Raw genomic sequence first — 18627 nt, 5'->3', positions numbered from 1 at the left:
ACTCTCCCTCAACGCCTTTTCACTTCCAGTGATCCGGCCCCAGGAACGGCAGGCTCAACACAAACACCGGAACCGCCACAGGGATCAACGCCGCCCCCAGCACCTTGCCCGCCGCCGAACCCACGCCCGGCTTGTCCTCCCGCTCCGGCAGGATCCGCTGCGCCCGTGCATTGATCGGCTGTGCCAGCTTTCCCTTCTCCGCCAGCGCCGCAGCATCCGGCAACTTCACCCGCTCGCCGTCGCCCTCGAACAGCGCGCTGTAATAGCTGCCGCCCTTCCTTGAAAGATTGCAGGCGCGGTCAAACGCCAGCGCGTAGCGGGTCCGGTCCATCGGCAGGTAGTAGCGCGCCCGCTCCTCCACGGCCTTGGCCTCACGCGAGGGGACCTCAATCCGCTCCAGCTTGAACTGCGCGGCCTGCTCCGCCGTCACCTGCTCCGGCCGCAGCAGCAGCGCATAGCTGCCGTGCACCTTGGCCTTGTTGGCCGGGTCGCGCCAATCCTCATGGAAGTACATCTGCGCGCAGGCCACCGCCTCGCGCAGCGGGCTGTCCATCAGCGCCCGGTACTCGCGGAACGGTGCGGCATTGAAGCGCATCGGCTCGTCATAGCGCGGCAGCAGGTACAGCTGGCCGTCGTCGGCCACGAACGCACTGGTGATCTCGCGGCTTGAGGCATGCTCCTCCGGGCCACTGGCACAGCCGGACAGCAGGCCAAGGCACAGGGCGGAGAGGATGAAGAAGGACGTTCGCATGGCGTGTTCGAGGGCTTCCCTGGGAAATCGGCCCCTCCCGAAGGGACGAGGCAAGCCCGTCATGGTGCCATGCCGGCCTTGCCATGCCCAATCAGTGCGACTCCACCACACCCACGACGCGGTCAAACCTGCAGTTGCGCAGGTCCTCACGACTCAACCAGAACGTGGCCTGGCCACAATCACCAAAGACCAGGTCAATCGCCGGGTCACACGCCAACTGCAGCAGGCAGACCGCGTCGCCCTCGCCTTCCACGTCGGGCACGGTGCCGTGCAAGCGCGGTACGTGCCCCAGCATCTGGTGCACCCGCGTCTCGGCGCAGCGCTTGCGGCCATCAGGCAACGTGCCCAGGCTTTCATCAAACGGCAGATGTTCGTCCTGCAGGTGGCGGTACATCAGTGCAGGTATGCGCGCGGCCGCAGCCGGCGAGCCCGCCGCGTAGGCAACTGCCGCCAGCAGTCCCTTGGTGAACGCCCGGCCCATGCCCAGGTCGGTCAGCGTCATACGCTCGAAGTCGTCGCTGATCTGTCCGATAATCCACTCACGGAATGCCTCCCGCGTTGCATCATCCGGGGCTTCATCCAGACCAATGGCGGCGGCGCGCTTCACCCATGCGCGTACATCGGCGTAATCAATACCCCCGCGCTTGCCTGCACGCCGTTCATTACCGATCACCCGCGAAAGGCGGTCAATGATGATGCCTACCTGGGGAAAATCGGTCTGGTAACGCAGCCATTGCACCGGGAACGTCCACGCAGGTGACTGCGGGCGCTCCCATTCCGTGGCGGCGTCCGCGCGCGGAAACAGGCCCGTGGCCGCCACCACCGCACCCAGCCGCATTTCGTCCCGGCGCGAGGGGTAGATCTCGTAATACGGCCGATCCTCCTCACCCGGCGGCAGCCCCAGCTCATCCGGCCAGGTATCCATGTGCCGCGCCACCAAGGGCCATTGAACATGCACGCACGGCCCGTCTTCCTCAGGCAGCAGCCATGCAGGATTGCGGTGCGCATGGTCCGAAGGGCCTTCATCCAGAATCGGCCGCATGCCGTCCGGCAGCGCACGCACGTGCTGATCGGCCGCGACCTCGGGCGCGTACAGCACACGCACGCGTTGCTGTGGTTCGTCCGTGTCCCATATCTGCTCTTCGTCGTTCATGGCGAAGAAGAACAGCATGCCTTGCGAGGGCATATCGGGATCCACGCGTGGCAGCTCGGCGCAATCGATCTGCGCCAGGAAGTGCATCGGCGCCGCTTCGCCGCAACTCTCGCCAACCGGCCAATCCATCCCATCGGGCAATTGCGGCAGACCGCCTAGACGGCTGCGAACCCTGGGGAATGCCGCCGGCGGGTAGAAACGCTGCAGCACCAGGGCCGGGGTGCGGTGCTTGGCGAAGAAGGCCTCAAGCACGGCTTCAGCATAGTGTTCGCGCTGGTCGGCGTGGTACATTGAAGCTGCCTGAGCATCCATTTCGGTGACGTCCTTTTGAGTCTGGATCGAGCACCACAGGTATATCACCACCCGGTCTGCCAGTAGCGCCCGGCGATGATCCACTCACCAGCGCGCCAGACTGCGTGTTGGTTGGCGAAATGAGCCAGCCGCTGCGGGCCGTGCGTCCTGGCCAAGGGCCAGGTCAGCTGCCCGGCAGGCCCTTGAAGAAGCGCCGCGACATAAGCCGCATTTCCAGCATGCCGATTACGGCATCCGTGGGTCGCCGGCCCCTTCAGCCGTGCGGGCGCAGTCGGCATCGCGATTGCCGCCATGTCTGTCGCATTCGCCAAACACTTTGCCCCGCTACTGGGGAACCGATGAAGAAGAAAGCCCACTCTTGGGAGGAGAGCGCGTAAATGAACGCTGATGATGTGAAGTCAATACCGATGATGGACCCGCTCGCGAACCAGCACACCGGTGGATCGAGTGCATCCAGACGCACCATCTACGTAGATCTTGATGGCGTAATGGCCGACTTCGACGCGGCATTTCCCGCCCTGTTTGGCCTGGACCACCGCGTGCTTGCCGACGATGAAATGTGGAGGCACATCAACAACCACCCATCATTCTTCCGCGACCTTCCGCCAATGCACGGCGCAGTGGAGTTCTTCCACAGCATCCACCACTTGAACCCGGTGATTCTCACGGCCTGCCCGAAATCGAACTATCCACTCGCTGCCATGCAGAAGCGGCAGTGGGTCCGCGAGCACCTGTCAGCAACCTGCCTGGTGTTGCCTGTGCTCGGCGGCAGGCACAAGCCTCTTTTCATGCACCAGCCAGGCGATGTTCTGATCGACGATTTCGAAGCGAACTGTGATGCCTGGACAGCGGCCGGAGGCGTGGCGATCAGGCACGCCGGCGATTGGACTGCGACGCGTCACGCGCTTTCCCAGATTGAAGATCTGTCAGGGGCAGCGCTCGCGAAGGGCTGATGCCCTCTCTTCCGACCACGTTGAGACTTCCATAGACAGGCCGAGGCGCTGGCCCCTCGGCCCAGGGCTGGCAACCTGCTGCGCAGCCCCGCCTTACTTCAACCGCTCCAGCAACCGCTGCCCCACCTCCAGCGCCGAGGCCGGGTTCTGCCCGGTAATCAGCTCGCGGTCCACGACCACATGCCCGGTCCACGGCGTGGTGTTGCTGCTGAACCGCGCACCCGCCCGCTGCAGCGCGGTCTGCGGGTAGAACTTCATCTCACCGCCACCCAGCAGCGGCTTGGCCTGCTCTTCTTCCTGGTTGCTGATCACCGTCATCTGGTAGCCGCGGTAAATCCACTTCGGCGTGGCCGGCATCGCGCCCGCCTCCAGCTTCGCCACGAAACCTGCAGCATCCGGCAGCGTGGACAGCAGCGCGATCGGCCCGTGGCAGACCAGCGCGGTGGTCTTGTTGCGCTGGTGGAAGTCGGCCAGCAACCGGCCCAGCGCCGGGCTCTTCAGCAGGTCCTGCATTGGCGCGTGGCCACCGGGTATGTAGACCGCATCGAAACGCGCGTAGCCCTGCTGCTCAACACGCGCCAGGCTGACCACCGGCGAAGCCGTCGGCGAGGTCAGCGCCAGCTTCTCCAGCAGCTCCTTGTGCAGTTTCAGCTGCGCGGCATCGTTGCCGAAGTACGCCGGCGTCACCGAAGACGCATCTACCGTCGGCACCCGCCCCTGCGGCGTGGCGAAGGTCACTTCGTGGCCCGCGTCCAGCAGCAGCTTGACCGGCTGCATCAGCTCGTTGAGATAGAAGCCGGTGGACAGCATCTTGCCGTCCTTCAGGTCCAGGTGGTTTTCGTCAGACAGCACCACCAGCACGTTGGCGGCCTGCGCGCCGCTGGCGGCCAGGGTCAGGGCCAGCGCTGCGGCCAGCCGGGTCATCAGGTTCATGGGGTCGCTCCTATCGGGGAATGGCGGCCACTTTATTCATTGCCCCAGCGGCGATAAATTGGCCCCATCGCAAAACATCTGTTCCCCGGAGAACCAAATGAGCCGCAAGTTCGACTACCTGGGCGATGTGGAGGTGTTCCTGGCGGTGGTCGAGCACGGCTCGTTCACGGCCGGCGCGGTGGCGCTGTCCACCACGCCCTCGGTGCTGAGCCGCGCGGTCACCCGCCTGGAAGCGCGGCTGGGCCGACAGCTGCTGCAGCGGACCACCCGCCGCGTGGGCCTGACCGACGCCGGGCGGCTCTATCTGGAACAGGTGCGCACCGCCTTCGGCCTGCTGGACGACGCCGAGCGCGACGTACTGGCCCAGGACGGTGCGCTGGCCGGCCGCGTGCGCCTGAGCGTGCCCACCACCTATGGCCACTACCGGCTGCCGCCCGTGCTGGCGCGCTTTGCGCAGCAGTACCCGCAGGTGCAGGTGGAACTGAACATCACCAACCGCAACGTGGACCTGGTGGCCGAAGGCTTCGACCTGGCCATCCGCCTGGGCCAGCTGCCGGACAGCGGGCTGGTGGGGCGCAAGCTGGAAGACGCGCCGCTTCTGCTGGTGGCTTCGCCGGAGTACCTGCAGCGCCGCGGCACGCCGCAGACGCTGGACGACCTGCAGCAGCACCTGTGCCTGCCGTTCGTGATGCCGCGCACCGGGCGGCTGGCGCCGTGGATCTTCCGCGATGGCGGGCGCGACGTGGACTGGCTGCCGCGTTCGTCCATCGAGACCTCCGACGATGTGCTGGGCGTGGTGTCGCTGGCCGAACAGGGCATCGGCATCTGTCAGAGCTACGAGTTCATCGTGCGCGAGCGGTTGCTGCGTGGGGAGCTGGTTGAAGTGCTGCCGCAGCTGCGTGGGCGGTCAAGGCCGTTCTCGGTGATCTATGCGCCGCATCGGCGGCAGTCGGCAGCGGCGCGGGCAATGATTGAGTTGCTGGTGGGGAATGCGACTGAGGATCGCGCTGGTTGAAGCTGCGAGCTTGCTAACGGTGTCGGGTTTGAACCGATTTTCGGGCTGTGCGGATGATCCGGCGCCGCCGCCCGGCGAGGCGGACTAGGAACTGTTGCAAAGAAGGCTGTCGCGCTATTCACTTGTGCCGTGGGCGATTGCGCCAGTTTGATTCGCCATCAGCAGAGCAGCTGCGCGAATGCGTCTGCTGGCGTCGCGTGCTGCACGAATGCGGCGTGCCACAATAGCTCTTCGCTCTCGGATTCAGCGATTCCTTCGCGAATTTCTATTGGTATTCGAAGCGGCTGCGTAAACACCATGGCGCGCCACCGACAACGGGTGGCAGCGGGCGTCCAAACCCGAGACAGATAGTTGTTTACGCTTGCCCGTCGGCACCGTCCTTAACCGGTGCCGGCGGGCAATCCGTCGGCCTTCATGGCGGGCGGTGCGTGGGGGTCTTCGGACCCGCCGGTTATTGACAACTGTCTGTCCCGGTTTGGAACCCGCACCGTCCGCCACCTCTTCGCGGTGGCGCTGTTAAGCACAGCCACGGAAGCCGACGCCATGAACGAATCCGACACCTTCTCCTCGTACACCGTTGTTGAATCCATCAACGACGACACTCCCCTGCCCGACCTGAACTCCCTGCTCGGCATCCTCAAGCGCATGCGTGGCTACGAGGGTGCCGACGGCCATCCCTGGCCAGAAACCGATGTGTCACCCGGTCGACGCGTGAGCCTGGCAAGGACTGAGCGCGCAATGGTGGGCGCGTTGACGGTACTGGAACTGCTGCACGCGGCAGACCGCTGCCGGGTGGCAGCGGACCCGGAGCGGCATCTGGATGAGGGGGTCGTGGATGGGCTGTTTCTGGCGTGCCGGGGGTTGGTTGAGTGGGCTTGTCATGAGGTGAGGCCGGAGTAAATCAAAGCTCAACATTCCACCTTGACCTCGCCTCGACCGAATCAAAGCTAGATACCGGTCGATCTAGCACAAATATCTGCAAAAATACCAAGACGCACAGCAAACGTCGCGCCCTCAGACTTTGGCAGGATGGACTATTGGACCCTCCAATAACATTCTCCAATTAGGCCAACACTTAAGCCTCTGGCCAATATGCTTACCGAGCTTGAAAGTTCAGTGAGATTGTGGGACCGTAAGCTAGAGCACGAGCTCAGTCGGTGGTCGCGTCACTCACGCGTCCCTAGAACGGATCCTAATCACGGCCAAGGGTGGCCCAAGCTCAGCTGACGCCCCCAAAGCTGCAATGGCTTGCAAGGGGGCAGCCAGTGGTAACTTTGCAGAACCTTCAAATATTCCTGAAAAATCCGGTCTCCTTATCGAATGAAGCAATCGAGAAATCCATAGCTTCCATTACCCATGCTCGACTAAGAAATTGGGATTCGCGTAGAGACATGGTTCGGCAGATTATAAATCGCGACGCACTCCTGCCGACCAGCGCCCTGGACGCAGCAAGCAAGGGCGCCAGCTCACATGAAAATTCACTCATCGCAAGTAAAGCGCCAACCTCTCTGGTAATCGAACAATGAGCGGCGCCGACAAATTTTCTGCCGACAAGACATCGTTAGGCTTTGAATTTCAGGATTTCGTATATGTCGAAAAACTAATTTCCCTTAGAGAAGGGCAGGCACTTGGCCTGGAGCTCCATGACGACATCCATGTTCAAACAGTTTCAGATGACGGATCCATTCAAGACCTCACACTAATCCAGGTAAAGCACTCGGTAGAACCTGGCAACATCACAGACAGAGACATTGATCTCTGGAAGACCCTGCATAACTGGCTCCAGATCATCCCAGGGCTCCCCAGCCATAGAAATCTGACGCTTCAACTCTATACAAACAAGGGCCTAAATAACCAAGAGTTTGTTTCTTTACTAAAGAGTCCACGTCAGAACATTGAAGCCATAATTTCGCACATAAGAAGTACTAACGAGAAAATCTCGCTAGTCGAGTCCAAGAAGAAACCTGACGAATCAAAGAATCCTCTCGCAAAGTACGTTCAATCGGTATGCGATGCGAGCAATGAAAAACTTAATCATCTTTTTAGTCGATTCGAATTCCATTCTGACGACTCGTCCGTCATTGGAAGAATTACCTCAGAACTGAGGCAGCTTTCCGTTCCAGCATCTCAAATTGAAGAAACCAGACGTCATGTAATCGGCGCATTCAAAGAATCGAAGTTCTCCCGAATAATAAGTGGCGAAAAAGTAGTTATTACGTTTGACGATTTCAGAACAACGATGGGATTTGACAGGATTATTAGATCAGCACGATCCGAACCTATTGAGTTTGATCGATTCATTGATTTTTATTACGAATATGAACGACCTCACACCCTGTCATTCCGCTCAAGCAAGTTCCATGAACAGCTTCAGGACATCGGAATACACGAAGAAGAGATCATTGATCGCGGAGTCGAAATGATCTTGTCAGAGCAATTTATACAGTCACTTAAGGACTCGGGATCGTTCAGCGCTAGAGACGATTCAAGGCTCGAAAACAAGGCACTGTCAGATTGGCAACTTTTACACAATCAGTCTCATAGGAACACGCCGGATGATGACGAGCCAATTCATCTAAAAGCGTCTCAGGATTGCTATGACCAAACAATGAAAAAGCAAATGACGGCTGGCGGCGTCGAAATTCCAATCAATCTCAGCTGCGGAAAGTACATTAAACTTTCCAATATTCCTCGAATAGGATGGCGCAAGAACTGGCGGAGCAAGTTCTGAAATGAACCGAATCTCTCAGAATGAATTAATCGGAACCGTTGCGCTTCAGATTGCACTTGAGAACTCGCCCGACCATAGTCTCGCCCTATCTAAAGCAATGCTCATCCTTCCATTGATTTTTGATAGAACAATTCGCTCAGTTCTGAAGAGAAAGAACAGTATCGTATTAAGTAGTAAAGACTTAATTGTCTCAAACCCTGGTGCGTTTACTGTAGTCCGCGCGAAGTATGAGGATCTTACAATTACGTCCTTGAATACTATTTTGCTAGCTAAGGAGCTTGGAATGATCACCCTGGAGGATCATTCATTGAGCCTTAGATCCAAAATATTCTTCCGAGACGCTACGGACATTGGAAAGATCGCGACGGAGATCTTCGATTCAGGCCCCAAGCTTGGCCTAATCCTTCGCGAATCGACTTTGGACCTCTATCAAACATTCAGGATCGAATTGTGAGCAACATCCAGATTTCCAGCGTAATTCTCTGGCAAAAGAACGGAATAACAAGATCGCTAGACTTCCTCCACAATCGCGTTAACGTGATTACTGGAGACTCAGGAAAAGGAAAGTCGTCAATACTTTTCATAATTGACTACTGCTTACTCGCGAGTGAAACAACAGGCATATCGAAAGCAAACATCGACTCAAAGGTAAATTGGTATGGCATCAAGCTTTCGGTAGATGGCAAGGAGATCGTAATAGCTCGCCCAGCGGAGAGCGCCGGCTGTACCGACCAGGCCTACTTTAACGAGAACGGAATCATCCCAGACACCCCCGACCTGAATGTCCGCGTTGACAGTCTAAAAAAAGTTCTCAGTGCAGCCTTTGGAATCGACACGGAATTGAGAGTTCCATACGGCGGAAGGTACATTCAGGCCGGATCTAAAGTCTCTTTCCGAAATTTCCTAGCGTACTGCTATCAGGATCAGAACACCATCGTCGCGCCAGACCATTTGTACATTAGACCTACTGATGGCCGATTCCAAGAGTCCATTGAAAGAACATTTAGAATGGCGATTGGCGCAGAGAACGTTGACACCGCTATTTCTCGCAGCAAGTTGGCAGAGCTTGAACGAAAGAGAGCAGCTCATGTTAGAAAGCAGGATTCCTATAGAGAAGCCGCAAATTCATTTTCAGAGGAAGTTTCTGCGCTATCTATCGAGGCTCGCTCACTGGGTGTTATTGATCAGGTTCATGACACCTATCACGAGAATTTCGCCGAACTGAGGAAGGTTGTCCAGATACCCTCTACTCCGACCGGCCCCAGGGCTGAAGTTGAAAGGGTCGAGCGCGAGATTTTCAGGCTCACTGCCAAGAATCGTCAGCTTCAGGCGTTTATCGACAACAAGCCGACTTACGTCGCTTCCCTGAAGCAAATTGAAGATGCGCTAAAGCCGGTCAATACGTTCAACTCGCAGTCTGAGGATATATTCCCCTCGCAGTTTGCCAACCAGGTCATATCGAAGCTGCAACGTGAGCTCTCTGAAGTTAAAGAGTCTTTGCGAAATCGGAAGAGCTTCCCATTCCTTGATGAAGTTAGAAAGATTCACGAAGGCAATGAAGTAGAGCTGCGAAGACTAAGGGATGAACTTGACACTCTTAACGCAAGACAGGATGTCCAGCAAAACCCGAATGAATACTATCGTTTCTTGGGCCGACTGGAGACAAAGCTTGACATCTACAGTCAGAGCCACACCCAGCCCGTCGACACGCAATCCGAAGAGTTCGACGACGCAATCGCAGATCTACAGAAGGTTGTTGATCAGAATGACGAAAAGAATTCGATCGCGAAGGAAAGATTAAATAGCCTTATAAATAGAGTATTAAGCCATCTCCCACTAAAGGGATACAGCGAATTCTCCGCTCACTACTCAGAGAAGGAGAAATTAATCCATCTACACTCGCCCGATCTGACTCAAATAGAGAAAATGCCAGATGTGGGAAGTGCATCTAACTATCTGTACCTTCATATCGCGCACTTCCTTGCAATACATGAAATCGCAAGGACGTTACTGATTCCTTGGATGCCGTCCTTCTTAATACTTGATCAAGTCAGCACCCCATATTTCTCAAGCGACGGCCAACCGAATGATGACATCCGCAGCCTTGACAAGGTCCTAGCGCAACTGAATGATTTTGTTTCTAGAATGGATAAACGCGGCGGATTTCAGATCATTCTTTTGGAGCACATAGCCGAAGATCACTGGACGTCGCTGCAACTTGACCGGTTCCATCTCGTGGACAGAGAGCTTCGGGATGATTACGGCCTCATTCTTGAGCTCGCTGAAGATGACAGTCCTCGGAGCGAATAGATTCAGGGAAGCATTTATAGAATCCCCGCTCAACTCGAAGATAGAACAAGGGCGCCTCTCGGCGCCCTCGTTCTTTCAACTCATTCCCACTCAATGGTCGCCGGCGGCTTCCCCGAGATGTCATAAACCACCCGCGACACCCCCCGCAACTCATTGATGATCCGGTTGCTCACCGTCCCCAGGAACTCATACGGCAGATGCGCCCAGTGCGCCGTCATGAAGTCGATCGTCTCCACGGCCCGCAGCGCAATCACCCACTCATAAGCGCGCGCATCGCCCACCACGCCCACCGACTTCACCGGCAGGAACACGGCGAACGCCTGGCTGGTCTTGTCGTACAGATCCGCCTTGCGCAGCTCATCAATGAAGATGGCATCGGCCTTGGCCAGCAGTTCGGCGTATTCGCGCTTCACTTCGCCCAGAATGCGCACGCCCAGGCCCGGGCCCGGGAACGGATGGCGGTAGACCATGGTGCGCGGCAGGCCCAGCTCAACGCCCAGGCGGCGCACTTCGTCCTTGAACAGCTCGCGCAGCGGCTCCACCAGGCCCAGCTTCATGTGCTCCGGCAGGCCGCCCACGTTGTGGTGGCTCTTGATCACATGCGCCTTGCCGGTCTTGCTGCCGGCCGACTCGATCACATCCGGGTAGATGGTGCCCTGCGCCAGCCACTTGGCGTTCTTCAGCTTGCTCGATTCTTCGTCGAAGATCTCAACGAACAGGTTGCCGATGATCTTGCGCTTGGCTTCCGGGTCGCTCACGCCTTGCAGCGCGGCAAAGTAACGGTCGGCGGCGTTCACGCGCACCACCTTTACGCCCATGTGCTCGGCGAACATCGCCATCACTTGGTCGCCTTCCTGCCAGCGCAGCAGGCCGGTATCCACGAACACGCAGGTCAGCTTCTCGCCGATGGCCTTGTGCAGCAGCGCGGCCACCACGGACGAATCGACGCCGCCGGACAGGCCCAGGATCACTTCGTCATCGCCCACCTGTTCGCGCACGCGGGCGATCTGGTCGTCGATGATGTTGGCGGCGGTCCACAGGGTCTGGCAGCCGCACACATCCACCACGAAGCGGCGCAGCAGGGCCTGGCCCTGCAGGGTGTGGGTCACTTCCGGGTGGAACTGCACGCCGTACCAGCGCTTTTCTTCGTTGGCCATGGCGGCCACCGGAATGCGGTCGGTGGTGGCGGTGATGGTGAAGCCCGGCGGTGCAACGGAGACGTGGTCGCCGTGGCTCATCCAGACATTCAGCTTCGGCTCGCCGCCGTGGTCGCTCAGGCCCTTGAACAGTGCATCCGGGTTGATCACGTTCACTTCGGCGTGGCCGAATTCGCGCTGATCAGCGGCTTCGGTGGCACCGCCCAGCTGTGCGGCCAGGGTCTGCATGCCGTAGCAGATGCCGAAGATCGGCAGGCCGCTGTCGAACACTTCCTGCGGCGCAGCCGGGGCACCCGGCAGCGTGGTCGATTCCGGGCCACCGGACAGGATGATGCCCTTGGCGCCAAACGCGGCGATCTCGGCCGGGTTGTGGTCCCACGCCCAGATTTCGCAGTAGACGCCCAGCTCGCGGATGCGGCGGGCGATCAGCTGCGTGTACTGCGCGCCGAAATCGAGGATGAGGATCTTGTCGTTATGGATGTTGGTCATGGCGCCCCGGCAATGCAGTAGGGAAAACGAAATCAGATTTACGGCGGCAGATGGAGAAAGAGGAACGGGAAGTGCTTCCCCGTTCCTCTTTGCTCGGCCCGCGTCAGGCGCGGTAGTTCGGCGGCTCTTTGGTGATCGTCACGTCGTGGACGTGGCTCTCACGCTGGCCGGCGCCGCTGATCTTCACGAACTTGGGCTTGCTGCGCATCTCGTCGATGGTGGCGCAGCCCACGTACCCCATGGTGGCGCGCAGGCCGCCCATCAGCTGGTGGATGATGCCGCCCACCGGGCCGCGGTACGGCACGCGGCCTTCGATGCCTTCCGGCACCAGCTTGTCGGCGGTGGCGGCGTCCTGGAAGTAGCGGTCCTTCGACCCCTTCTCCATGGCAGCCAGCGAACCCATGCCGCGGTAGCTCTTGTACGAACGGCCTTGGTACAGCTCGGTCTCGCCCGGCGATTCCTCGGTACCGGCCAGCAGGCCACCGACCATGATGGTCGAGGCACCGGCGGCCAGCGCCTTGCCGATGTCGCCCGAGTAGCGGATGCCACCGTCGGCGATCAGCGGGATGCGGTCCTGCAGGGCTTCGGCCACCAAGTCGATGGCGGTGACCTGCGGCACGCCGACGCCGGCGACGACGCGGGTGGTGCAGATCGAGCCCGGGCCGATGCCGACCTTCACTGCGTCCGCGCCGCTGTCCAGCAGCGCCAGTGCGGCTTCGCCGGTGCAGATGTTGCCACCGATGACCTGCACGTTCGGGAAGTTCTTCTTGACCCAGCTGACGCGGTCCAGCACGCCCTGCGAGTGGCCGTGCGCGGTATCAACCACGATCACGTCCACGCCGGCGGCGACCAGCGCTTCCACGCGGCGATCGGTATCGCCACCCACGCCGACGGCAGCGCCGACCAGCAGGCGGGTCGACAGATCCTTGGCAGCGTTCGGGAAGTCGGTGTTCTTCTGGATGTCCTTGACGGTGATCAGGCCACGCAGTTCGAACGAGTCATTGACCACCAGCACCTTTTCGATGCGGTTGCGGTGCAGCAGCTGCAGCACTTCATCAGACGCGGCGCCTTCCTTGACCGTGATCAGGCGATCCTTCTTGGTCATGATGTGGCGGACCGGGTCGTCCAGCTCGGTCTCGAAGCGCATGTCGCGGTGGGTCACGATGCCGGCCAGCTGGCCGTCGCTGCCCACCACCGGCACGCCGGAGATGTTGTGCGCCTGGGTCAGGGCCAGCACGTCGCGGATGGTGGTTTCCGGGCCGACGGTAATCGGGTCGCGGATGACACCGGCCTCGAACTTCTTGACCTTGGCCACTTCCGCGGCTTGCTGTTCCAGGCTGAGATTCTTGTGGATGATGCCCATGCCGCCGAGCTGGGCCATGGCGATGGCCAGGCGGGCTTCGGTGACGGTATCCATGGCGGCGGACAGGATCGGAAGCTTCAGCTTCAGGTCTCGGGTCAACCGCGTTTCGAGGTTGACGTCCTTGGGCAGGATGGTCGAGTGGGCGGGGACGAGCGAGACGTCGTCGTAAGTGAGTGCTTCAGCCTGGATGCGCAGCATCGGCATACCCGAGATGTGGGGAAGCGCGACATTTTACCCTGTTTTCGCGTCGCGTGGCAGGGGGTAGATGCGACGCAGTGTCGCGCCGGCGGTGATTGGTTCAGGGGCCCGCCTACCACTTTGGTGGGTGCGGACCGTTGGTCCGCACTACCCTTCAGACACCTGTGCCCCAGCATTGCGCCGGCCAACGGTCGGCACCCACCTTAAGAGGATCACTCGGGCCAGCACTGGAGCGCCTGTGGTAGGTGCCAACTTTGGTTGGCACCTACCAGGAGCGAGTCATCGGCCTGCCTTTGGTGGGTGCGGACCGTTGGTCCGCACTGCCCTTCAGACACCTGTGCCCCAGCATTGCGCCGGCCAACGGTCGGCACCCACCTTGAGAGGATCACCCGAGCCAGCCCTGGAGCGCCTGTGGTAGGTGCCAACTTTGGTTGGCACCTACCAGGAGCGAGTCATCGGCCTGCCTTTGGTGGGTGCGGACCGTTGGTCCGCACTGCCCTTCAGACACCTGTGCCCCAGCATTGTGCCGAGCAACGGTCGGCACCCACCTTGAGAGGATCACCCGAGCCAGCCCTGAAGCGCCTTTGGTGGGTGCGGACCGTTGGTCCGCACTGCCTTCATATACCTGTGCACCGGCATTGTGCCGAGCAACGGTCGGCACCCACCTTGAGAGGATCACCCGAGCCAGCCCTGAAGCGCCTTTGGTGGGTGCGGACCGTTGGTCCGCACTATCCCTCAGGCACCTGAGAACAGCCCCAGGTGAGGTCAGCTCAGCGCTTCCGCCGCTTCCAGGGTGTTCTGCATCAACGTGGCCACGGTCATCGGGCCCACACCACCCGGCACCGGGGTGATCCAGCTGGCCCGCTGGGCCGCCGCCTCAAACCCGACGTCGCCCACCAGCCGACCGTCATCCAACCGGTTGATACCGACGTCGATCACCACCGCGCCCGGCTTCACCCACTCGCCCGGCACGATGCCCGGGCGGCCCACCGCCACCACCAGGATGTCGGCATTGCGCACGGCCTGTTCCAGCACGTCCTTGGGGGTGAACTTGTGGCAGCTGGTCACGGTGCAGCCGGCGATCAGCAGCTCCAGGCCCATCGGGCGGCCGACGTGGTTGCTGACGCCCACGATGGTGGCGTTGCGGCCGCGCACCGGCTGGTCGGTGTGGCCCAGCAGCGTGGTGATGCCGCGCGGGGTGCACGGGCGCAGGCCGAACTCGCGCAGGGCCAGGTGGCCGACGTTTTCCGGGTGGAAACCGTCCACGTCCTTGCGCGGGTCGATGCGCTGGATCAGCCGGCGCGCGTCGGGGATCCCCGGCAGCGGCAGCTGGATCAGGATGCCGTTGATCTTCGGATCGGCGTTGAGCTGGTCGATCAGGTCGAGCAGCTCGGCCTCGGTGGTACCGGCCGGCAGATCGTAGTCATGTGCTTCGATGCCGACCTTCTCGGCGGCACGGCGCTTGTTGCGCACGTACACGGTCGAAGCCGGGTCGCCACCGACCAGCACCACGGCCAGGCCCGGGCGGCTGCCACCGGCGGCCACGCGGGCGTCGACGCGCACCTTCAGGCTGTCGAGCAGGTCCTCGGCGATGCGGCGGCCATCAAGGATGCGGGCAGGATGCTGGGGGGCGGAATCGGTCATCGGGAGCAGGCGTGGGGCGGCGGGGACGCTATTGTCCCTGATTCAGGCCCCCTCGCCCACCGACTTTGGCGATCCCCCACCTGCCTGGTAGTGCCGGCCGCTGGCCGGCAACCCCATGACGTCGGAACGTTCGCGTATCTGCCGGCCAGCGGCCGGCACTACCAACCGCCGGCTTCGGCAATTCCCCACACGGTAGTGCCGGCCGCTGGCCGGCACCCTCATGACGCCGGAACGTTCGCGCATCTGCCGGCCAGCGGCCGGCACTACCAACCACCGGCTTCGGCAATTCCCAACCCGGGTAATGCCGGCCGCTGGCCGGCAACCTCATGACGTCGGAACGTTTCCGTATCTGCCGGCCAGCGGCCGGCACGACCGGGCTTTATTCTTCCTCTTCCGGCACGTCCTGCGGGTTCAACGTCTTGCTTGCCCGCTTCGGCGCGGTGAACGGCGTCGGCGTCGGCACGCCCTGGCCGGAATTGCCGAACACCATCTTGGCGCCGGCATTCAGACCACCACCGGCAATCTCCAGCTCGAAGCGCTCGGCGTCGCGGCGACGGATCTGCTCGGCAATCTCCACCGCGTCGTCCTCGTCCGCACCCAGTTCCACCAGCGCGGCCTGGCCGAACAGCACCGCCGACTCGAACGTCTCGCGGATCTGGAAATCGACACCGGCATGGATCAGCCGCAGCGAATGCTCGCGGTCGAACGAGCGCACCATCAGCTTTGCCTGCGGGAACTCGTGCGACACCAGCTCAACAATGCGGTCAGCCGCCTCGGCCTTGTCCACGCACACCGCAATCGCACGTGCGGTGGCCGCGCCCGAGGCATGCAGCACGTCCAGTCGCGTACCGTCGCCGTAGTAGATCTTGAAACCGAAGCGCGCCGCGCTCTGGATCATCTCCACATCGTTGTCGATGATGGTCACGTCCACGTCGCGCGCCAGCAGCGACTGGCTGGCGACCTGGCCGAAGCGGCCGAAGCCGATCAGCAGCACGCTGCCGGACAGGCCATCGGCCTCGTCCACGCCGTCCATGTTCACCGTCGGCTTCGGCGCGATGCGCTTGTAGACCAGCACCACCAGCGGCGTCAGCGCCATCGACAGCACCACCACGGCGGTGAAGTTGGCATTGATCTCCAGGTTGATCACGCCGGCCGAGGCGGCGGCGGAAAACAGCACGAAGGCGAACTCGCCGCCCTGCGCCATCAGCACGCCGCGGTCCAGCGCCTGCGCGTGGTCGCTGCCCATGATGCGCGCGACCACGTAGATGCACAGCGCCTTGGCCGCCATCAACGCCAGCACCAGGCCGAGGATCAGCTGCCAGTTGCCGGCCACCACGCCCAGGTCCAGCGCCATGCCCACGCTGAGGAAGAACAGGCCCAGCAGGATGCCGCGGAACGGCTCGATGTCCGCTTCGATCTGGTGGCGGAAGGTGGATTCGCTCAGCAGCACGCCGGCCAGGAACGCGCCCATCGCCATCGACAGGCCGGACAGCTGCATCAACAGCGCGGCGCCCAGCACCACCAGCAGCGCGGCGGCGGTCATCACCTCGCGCGCCTTCGACTCGGCCAACACGCGGAACAGCGGATTGAGCAGGAAGCGGCCGACCAGCACCAGGCCGACAATGGCGCCCACGCCGATCGCCACCGACAGCCAACGCGAACCCTCGCCGCCGGCACTGCCCGCGCCCGGCGCCATCCAGGCCACCAGCGCCAGCAACGGCACGATCAGCAGGTCTTCGAACAGCAGGATCGAAACGATCTTCTGCCCCGACGGCAGCGCGATGTCACCGCGCTCGGCCAGCAGCTGCATCACCACCGCAGTGGAAGTGAGCACGAAGCCGGTGGCGCCGATGAAGGCCACCTGCCACGGCAGCCCGAACAGCTTGGCGATGCTGGTCAGCACCAGCGCACAGGTGACGATCTGCAGCGTGCCCAGCCCGAAGATCTCCTTGCGCAGGCCCCACAGGTGCGAGGGCCGCATTTCCAGACCGATCACGAACAGGAACATCACCACGCCGAGCTCGGCGGTATGCAGGATCGCCTGCGGGTCGGAGAACCAGCCCAGCCCGAACGGTCCGATCGCCAGGCCAGCGGCGAAGTAGCCCAGCACCGAGCCCAGGCCGGCCCGGCGGAACAAAGGCACCATCACCACCGCCGCGCCCAACAGGGCGACGACCTTGACCAGCTCGCTGGTCGCTGCTTCTACCGCCATGCGGTGTGTTCCCCGAGATCCAGAATCGGGTTCAACAATAGAGCAATGCCGATGACGGCAATAGCACGCATGTTGCGCCGGATTGTCTTGGCGATGGAACGATGCAGGGAGCGATCCCCAGCATCATCCCGAAACCCGATACATCCATCCACGCATGGCGTGGATCTACTAATGCGTCGGTAGATTCACGCCATGCGTGGATGATGCCCCGGCCGGGTTCAACCACCTCGGCAGAACGCGGCGTAATCGATATACCCCGGGAACGGCACGCCCGGCGCGCACACCGGGCAATGCGGGTCCGGGCGGATGCCGGTCTCGCGGAAGCGCATGCCCAGCGCATCGAAGCGCAGCAGGCGCCCAACCAGCGGCTCGCCAATACCCAGCAGCAGCTTCAGCACCTCGGTGGCCTGCAGCACGCCGGCCAGGCCAGGCAGCACGCCCAGCACACCGGCCTCGGAACAGTTCGGCGCGAACTCCGGCGGCGGCGGCTCGGGGAACAGGCAGCGGTAGCACGGCGCCACGCCACGCTGGCGGCCAGCGTCAAACACGCTTACCTGGCCGTCAAAGCGCTCGATGGCGGCGTACACCAGCGGCTTGGCGTGCTTGATGCAGGCGTCGTTGAGCAGGTAGCGCAGCGGGAAGTTGTCCGAGCCATCCAGCACCACATCCACGCCCTCCAGCAGCGCATCCACGTTGTCGGAGGTGACCCGCTCGGGCACAGCCTCGACCTCGATCGACGGGTTCAGCGCCAGCAGGCGCTCGCGCGCCGAATCGACCTTCAGCTGGCCGACGCTGGCTTCGGTATGCACGATCTGCCGGTGCAGGTTGCTGCGCTCCACGCGGTCGTGGTCGGCGAAGCGCAGGTGCCCTACCCCGGCGGCGGCCAGATAGAAGCCGGCCGGCGCACCAAGGCCGCCCGCACCCAGCACCAACACGCGCGAATCCTGCAGCCGGCGCTGGCCGGCCTCGCCCACCTGTGGCAGCAGCAGGTGGCGCGAATAACGATCAAAGAAATCGCGGTCGGCGGCACTGGCCAGCGGCTGCACCAGTGGCAGCGACTGCTCGCGCCAGGCCACGGTGCCGCCCGTCACGGAAGCGACCTGGGCGTACCCGGCCTCCAGCAGGAACTGCGCGGCATCGGCCGAGCGCTTGCCGCTCTGGCAGATCAGCAGGATCTCCTGGTCGCGCCGCGGCAGATGCGCGGCCGGGTCGGCCTGCAGCTCGCCCTTGGCCACGCCGCGCGCGCCCTCGGCCATGCCGCCGGCCCGTTCATGCGCCTCGCGCACATCGATCAGCACGGCGCCGTGGGCCAGGCGCTCGCGTGCCTGCGCGGGGGAAAGCTCTTGGATGCTCATGGCCGCATTATCGCGCACGTGGCGGCAGGCCGCCTTGACCGATACCTGCAA

At 61.8% G+C, this 18627-nt stretch carries 14 protein-coding genes; 6 read left to right on the top strand and 8 right to left on the bottom strand.

Annotated features, from left to right (window positions below):
• Positions 1-19 precede the first annotated feature (19 nt).
• Both AC5P8U_RS07125 and AC5P8U_RS07120 read right to left on the bottom strand, forming a co-directional pair.
• On the bottom strand, positions 20-751 hold the full coding sequence (locus AC5P8U_RS07125; RefSeq protein WP_069139953.1) for a hypothetical protein: 732 nt from the start codon (positions 749-751) through the stop codon (positions 20-22).
• A 91-nt stretch (positions 752-842) separates the two neighbouring features.
• The gene (locus tag AC5P8U_RS07120) at positions 843-2195 is read right to left on the bottom strand and encodes a YwqG family protein (protein WP_447897166.1); all 1353 of its coding nucleotides are present in this window, start codon (positions 2193-2195) and stop codon (positions 843-845) included.
• Positions 2196-2593: 398 nt separating this feature from the next.
• Between AC5P8U_RS07120 and AC5P8U_RS07115 the strand changes: the two genes are divergently transcribed.
• A complete protein-coding gene (locus tag AC5P8U_RS07115) occupies positions 2594-3169 on the top strand; it encodes a 5' nucleotidase, NT5C type (RefSeq protein WP_353074924.1) in 576 nt (191 codons plus the stop codon).
• A 93-nt stretch (positions 3170-3262) separates the two neighbouring features.
• Here the strand turns inward: AC5P8U_RS07115 and AC5P8U_RS07110 are convergent, their stop codons facing one another.
• On the bottom strand, positions 3263-4102 hold the full coding sequence (locus AC5P8U_RS07110) for a type 1 glutamine amidotransferase domain-containing protein (protein WP_447897167.1): 840 nt from the start codon (positions 4100-4102) through the stop codon (positions 3263-3265).
• Positions 4103-4199: 97 nt separating this feature from the next.
• Here AC5P8U_RS07110 and AC5P8U_RS07105 point away from each other — a divergent pair, with 97 nt between their 5' ends.
• The 5 genes from AC5P8U_RS07105 (at position 4200) to AC5P8U_RS07085 (ending at position 10158) form a co-directional block, all read left to right on the top strand.
• On the top strand, positions 4200-5117 hold the full coding sequence (locus AC5P8U_RS07105) for a LysR family transcriptional regulator (protein WP_447897168.1): 918 nt from the start codon (positions 4200-4202) through the stop codon (positions 5115-5117).
• Positions 5118-5660: 543 nt separating this feature from the next.
• Positions 5661-6017, top strand: coding sequence for a hypothetical protein (locus AC5P8U_RS07100; RefSeq protein WP_447897169.1), 357 nt, complete (start codon positions 5661-5663; stop codon positions 6015-6017).
• Between the two features lie 622 nt (positions 6018-6639).
• Positions 6640-7848 (top strand): hypothetical protein, encoded by a 1209-nt coding sequence (locus AC5P8U_RS07095; protein WP_338168156.1) that lies wholly within the window; start codon positions 6640-6642, stop codon positions 7846-7848.
• 1 nt (position 7849) lies between these two features.
• Positions 7850-8302: a three component ABC system middle component gene (locus AC5P8U_RS07090; RefSeq protein ID WP_049427765.1), complete on the top strand. Its 453-nt coding sequence runs from the start codon at positions 7850-7852 to the stop codon at positions 8300-8302.
• Positions 8299-10158, top strand: coding sequence for a DUF3732 domain-containing protein (locus tag AC5P8U_RS07085; RefSeq protein ID WP_447897170.1), 1860 nt, complete (start codon positions 8299-8301; stop codon positions 10156-10158). Before AC5P8U_RS07090 ends, AC5P8U_RS07085 begins: the two co-directional genes overlap by 4 nt.
• 80 nt (positions 10159-10238) lie before the next feature.
• Here AC5P8U_RS07085 and guaA read toward each other — a convergent pair whose 3' ends face one another.
• The 5 genes from guaA to moeB form a co-directional block, all read right to left on the bottom strand.
• Positions 10239-11804: a glutamine-hydrolyzing GMP synthase gene (gene guaA, locus AC5P8U_RS07080; RefSeq protein ID WP_414495141.1), complete on the bottom strand. Its 1566-nt coding sequence runs from the start codon at positions 11802-11804 to the stop codon at positions 10239-10241.
• A gap of 103 nt (positions 11805-11907) precedes the next feature.
• A complete protein-coding gene (gene guaB, locus AC5P8U_RS07075; protein WP_032958143.1) occupies positions 11908-13365 on the bottom strand; it encodes an IMP dehydrogenase in 1458 nt (485 codons plus the stop codon).
• 765 nt (positions 13366-14130) lie between these two features.
• Positions 14131-15009 carry a bifunctional methylenetetrahydrofolate dehydrogenase/methenyltetrahydrofolate cyclohydrolase FolD gene (folD, locus tag AC5P8U_RS07070; protein WP_049402332.1) on the bottom strand — a complete coding sequence of 293 codons (879 nt, stop codon included), beginning with the start codon at positions 15007-15009 and terminating at the stop codon, positions 14131-14133.
• Between the two features lie 379 nt (positions 15010-15388).
• Positions 15389-17221 (bottom strand): monovalent cation:proton antiporter-2 (CPA2) family protein, encoded by a 1833-nt coding sequence (locus AC5P8U_RS07065; protein WP_447897511.1) that lies wholly within the window; start codon positions 17219-17221, stop codon positions 15389-15391.
• Between the two features lie 218 nt (positions 17222-17439).
• Positions 17440-18576 (bottom strand): molybdopterin-synthase adenylyltransferase MoeB, encoded by a 1137-nt coding sequence (gene moeB / locus AC5P8U_RS07060; RefSeq protein ID WP_495214022.1) that lies wholly within the window; start codon positions 18574-18576, stop codon positions 17440-17442.
• Positions 18577-18627: the final 51 nt, after the last annotated feature.

The organism is Stenotrophomonas sp. YJH_SMC_81, from assembly GCF_059370875.1.
Note: the sequence above shows the minus strand (reverse complement) of the source record. Positions and strands in the feature narration are given on the sequence as shown.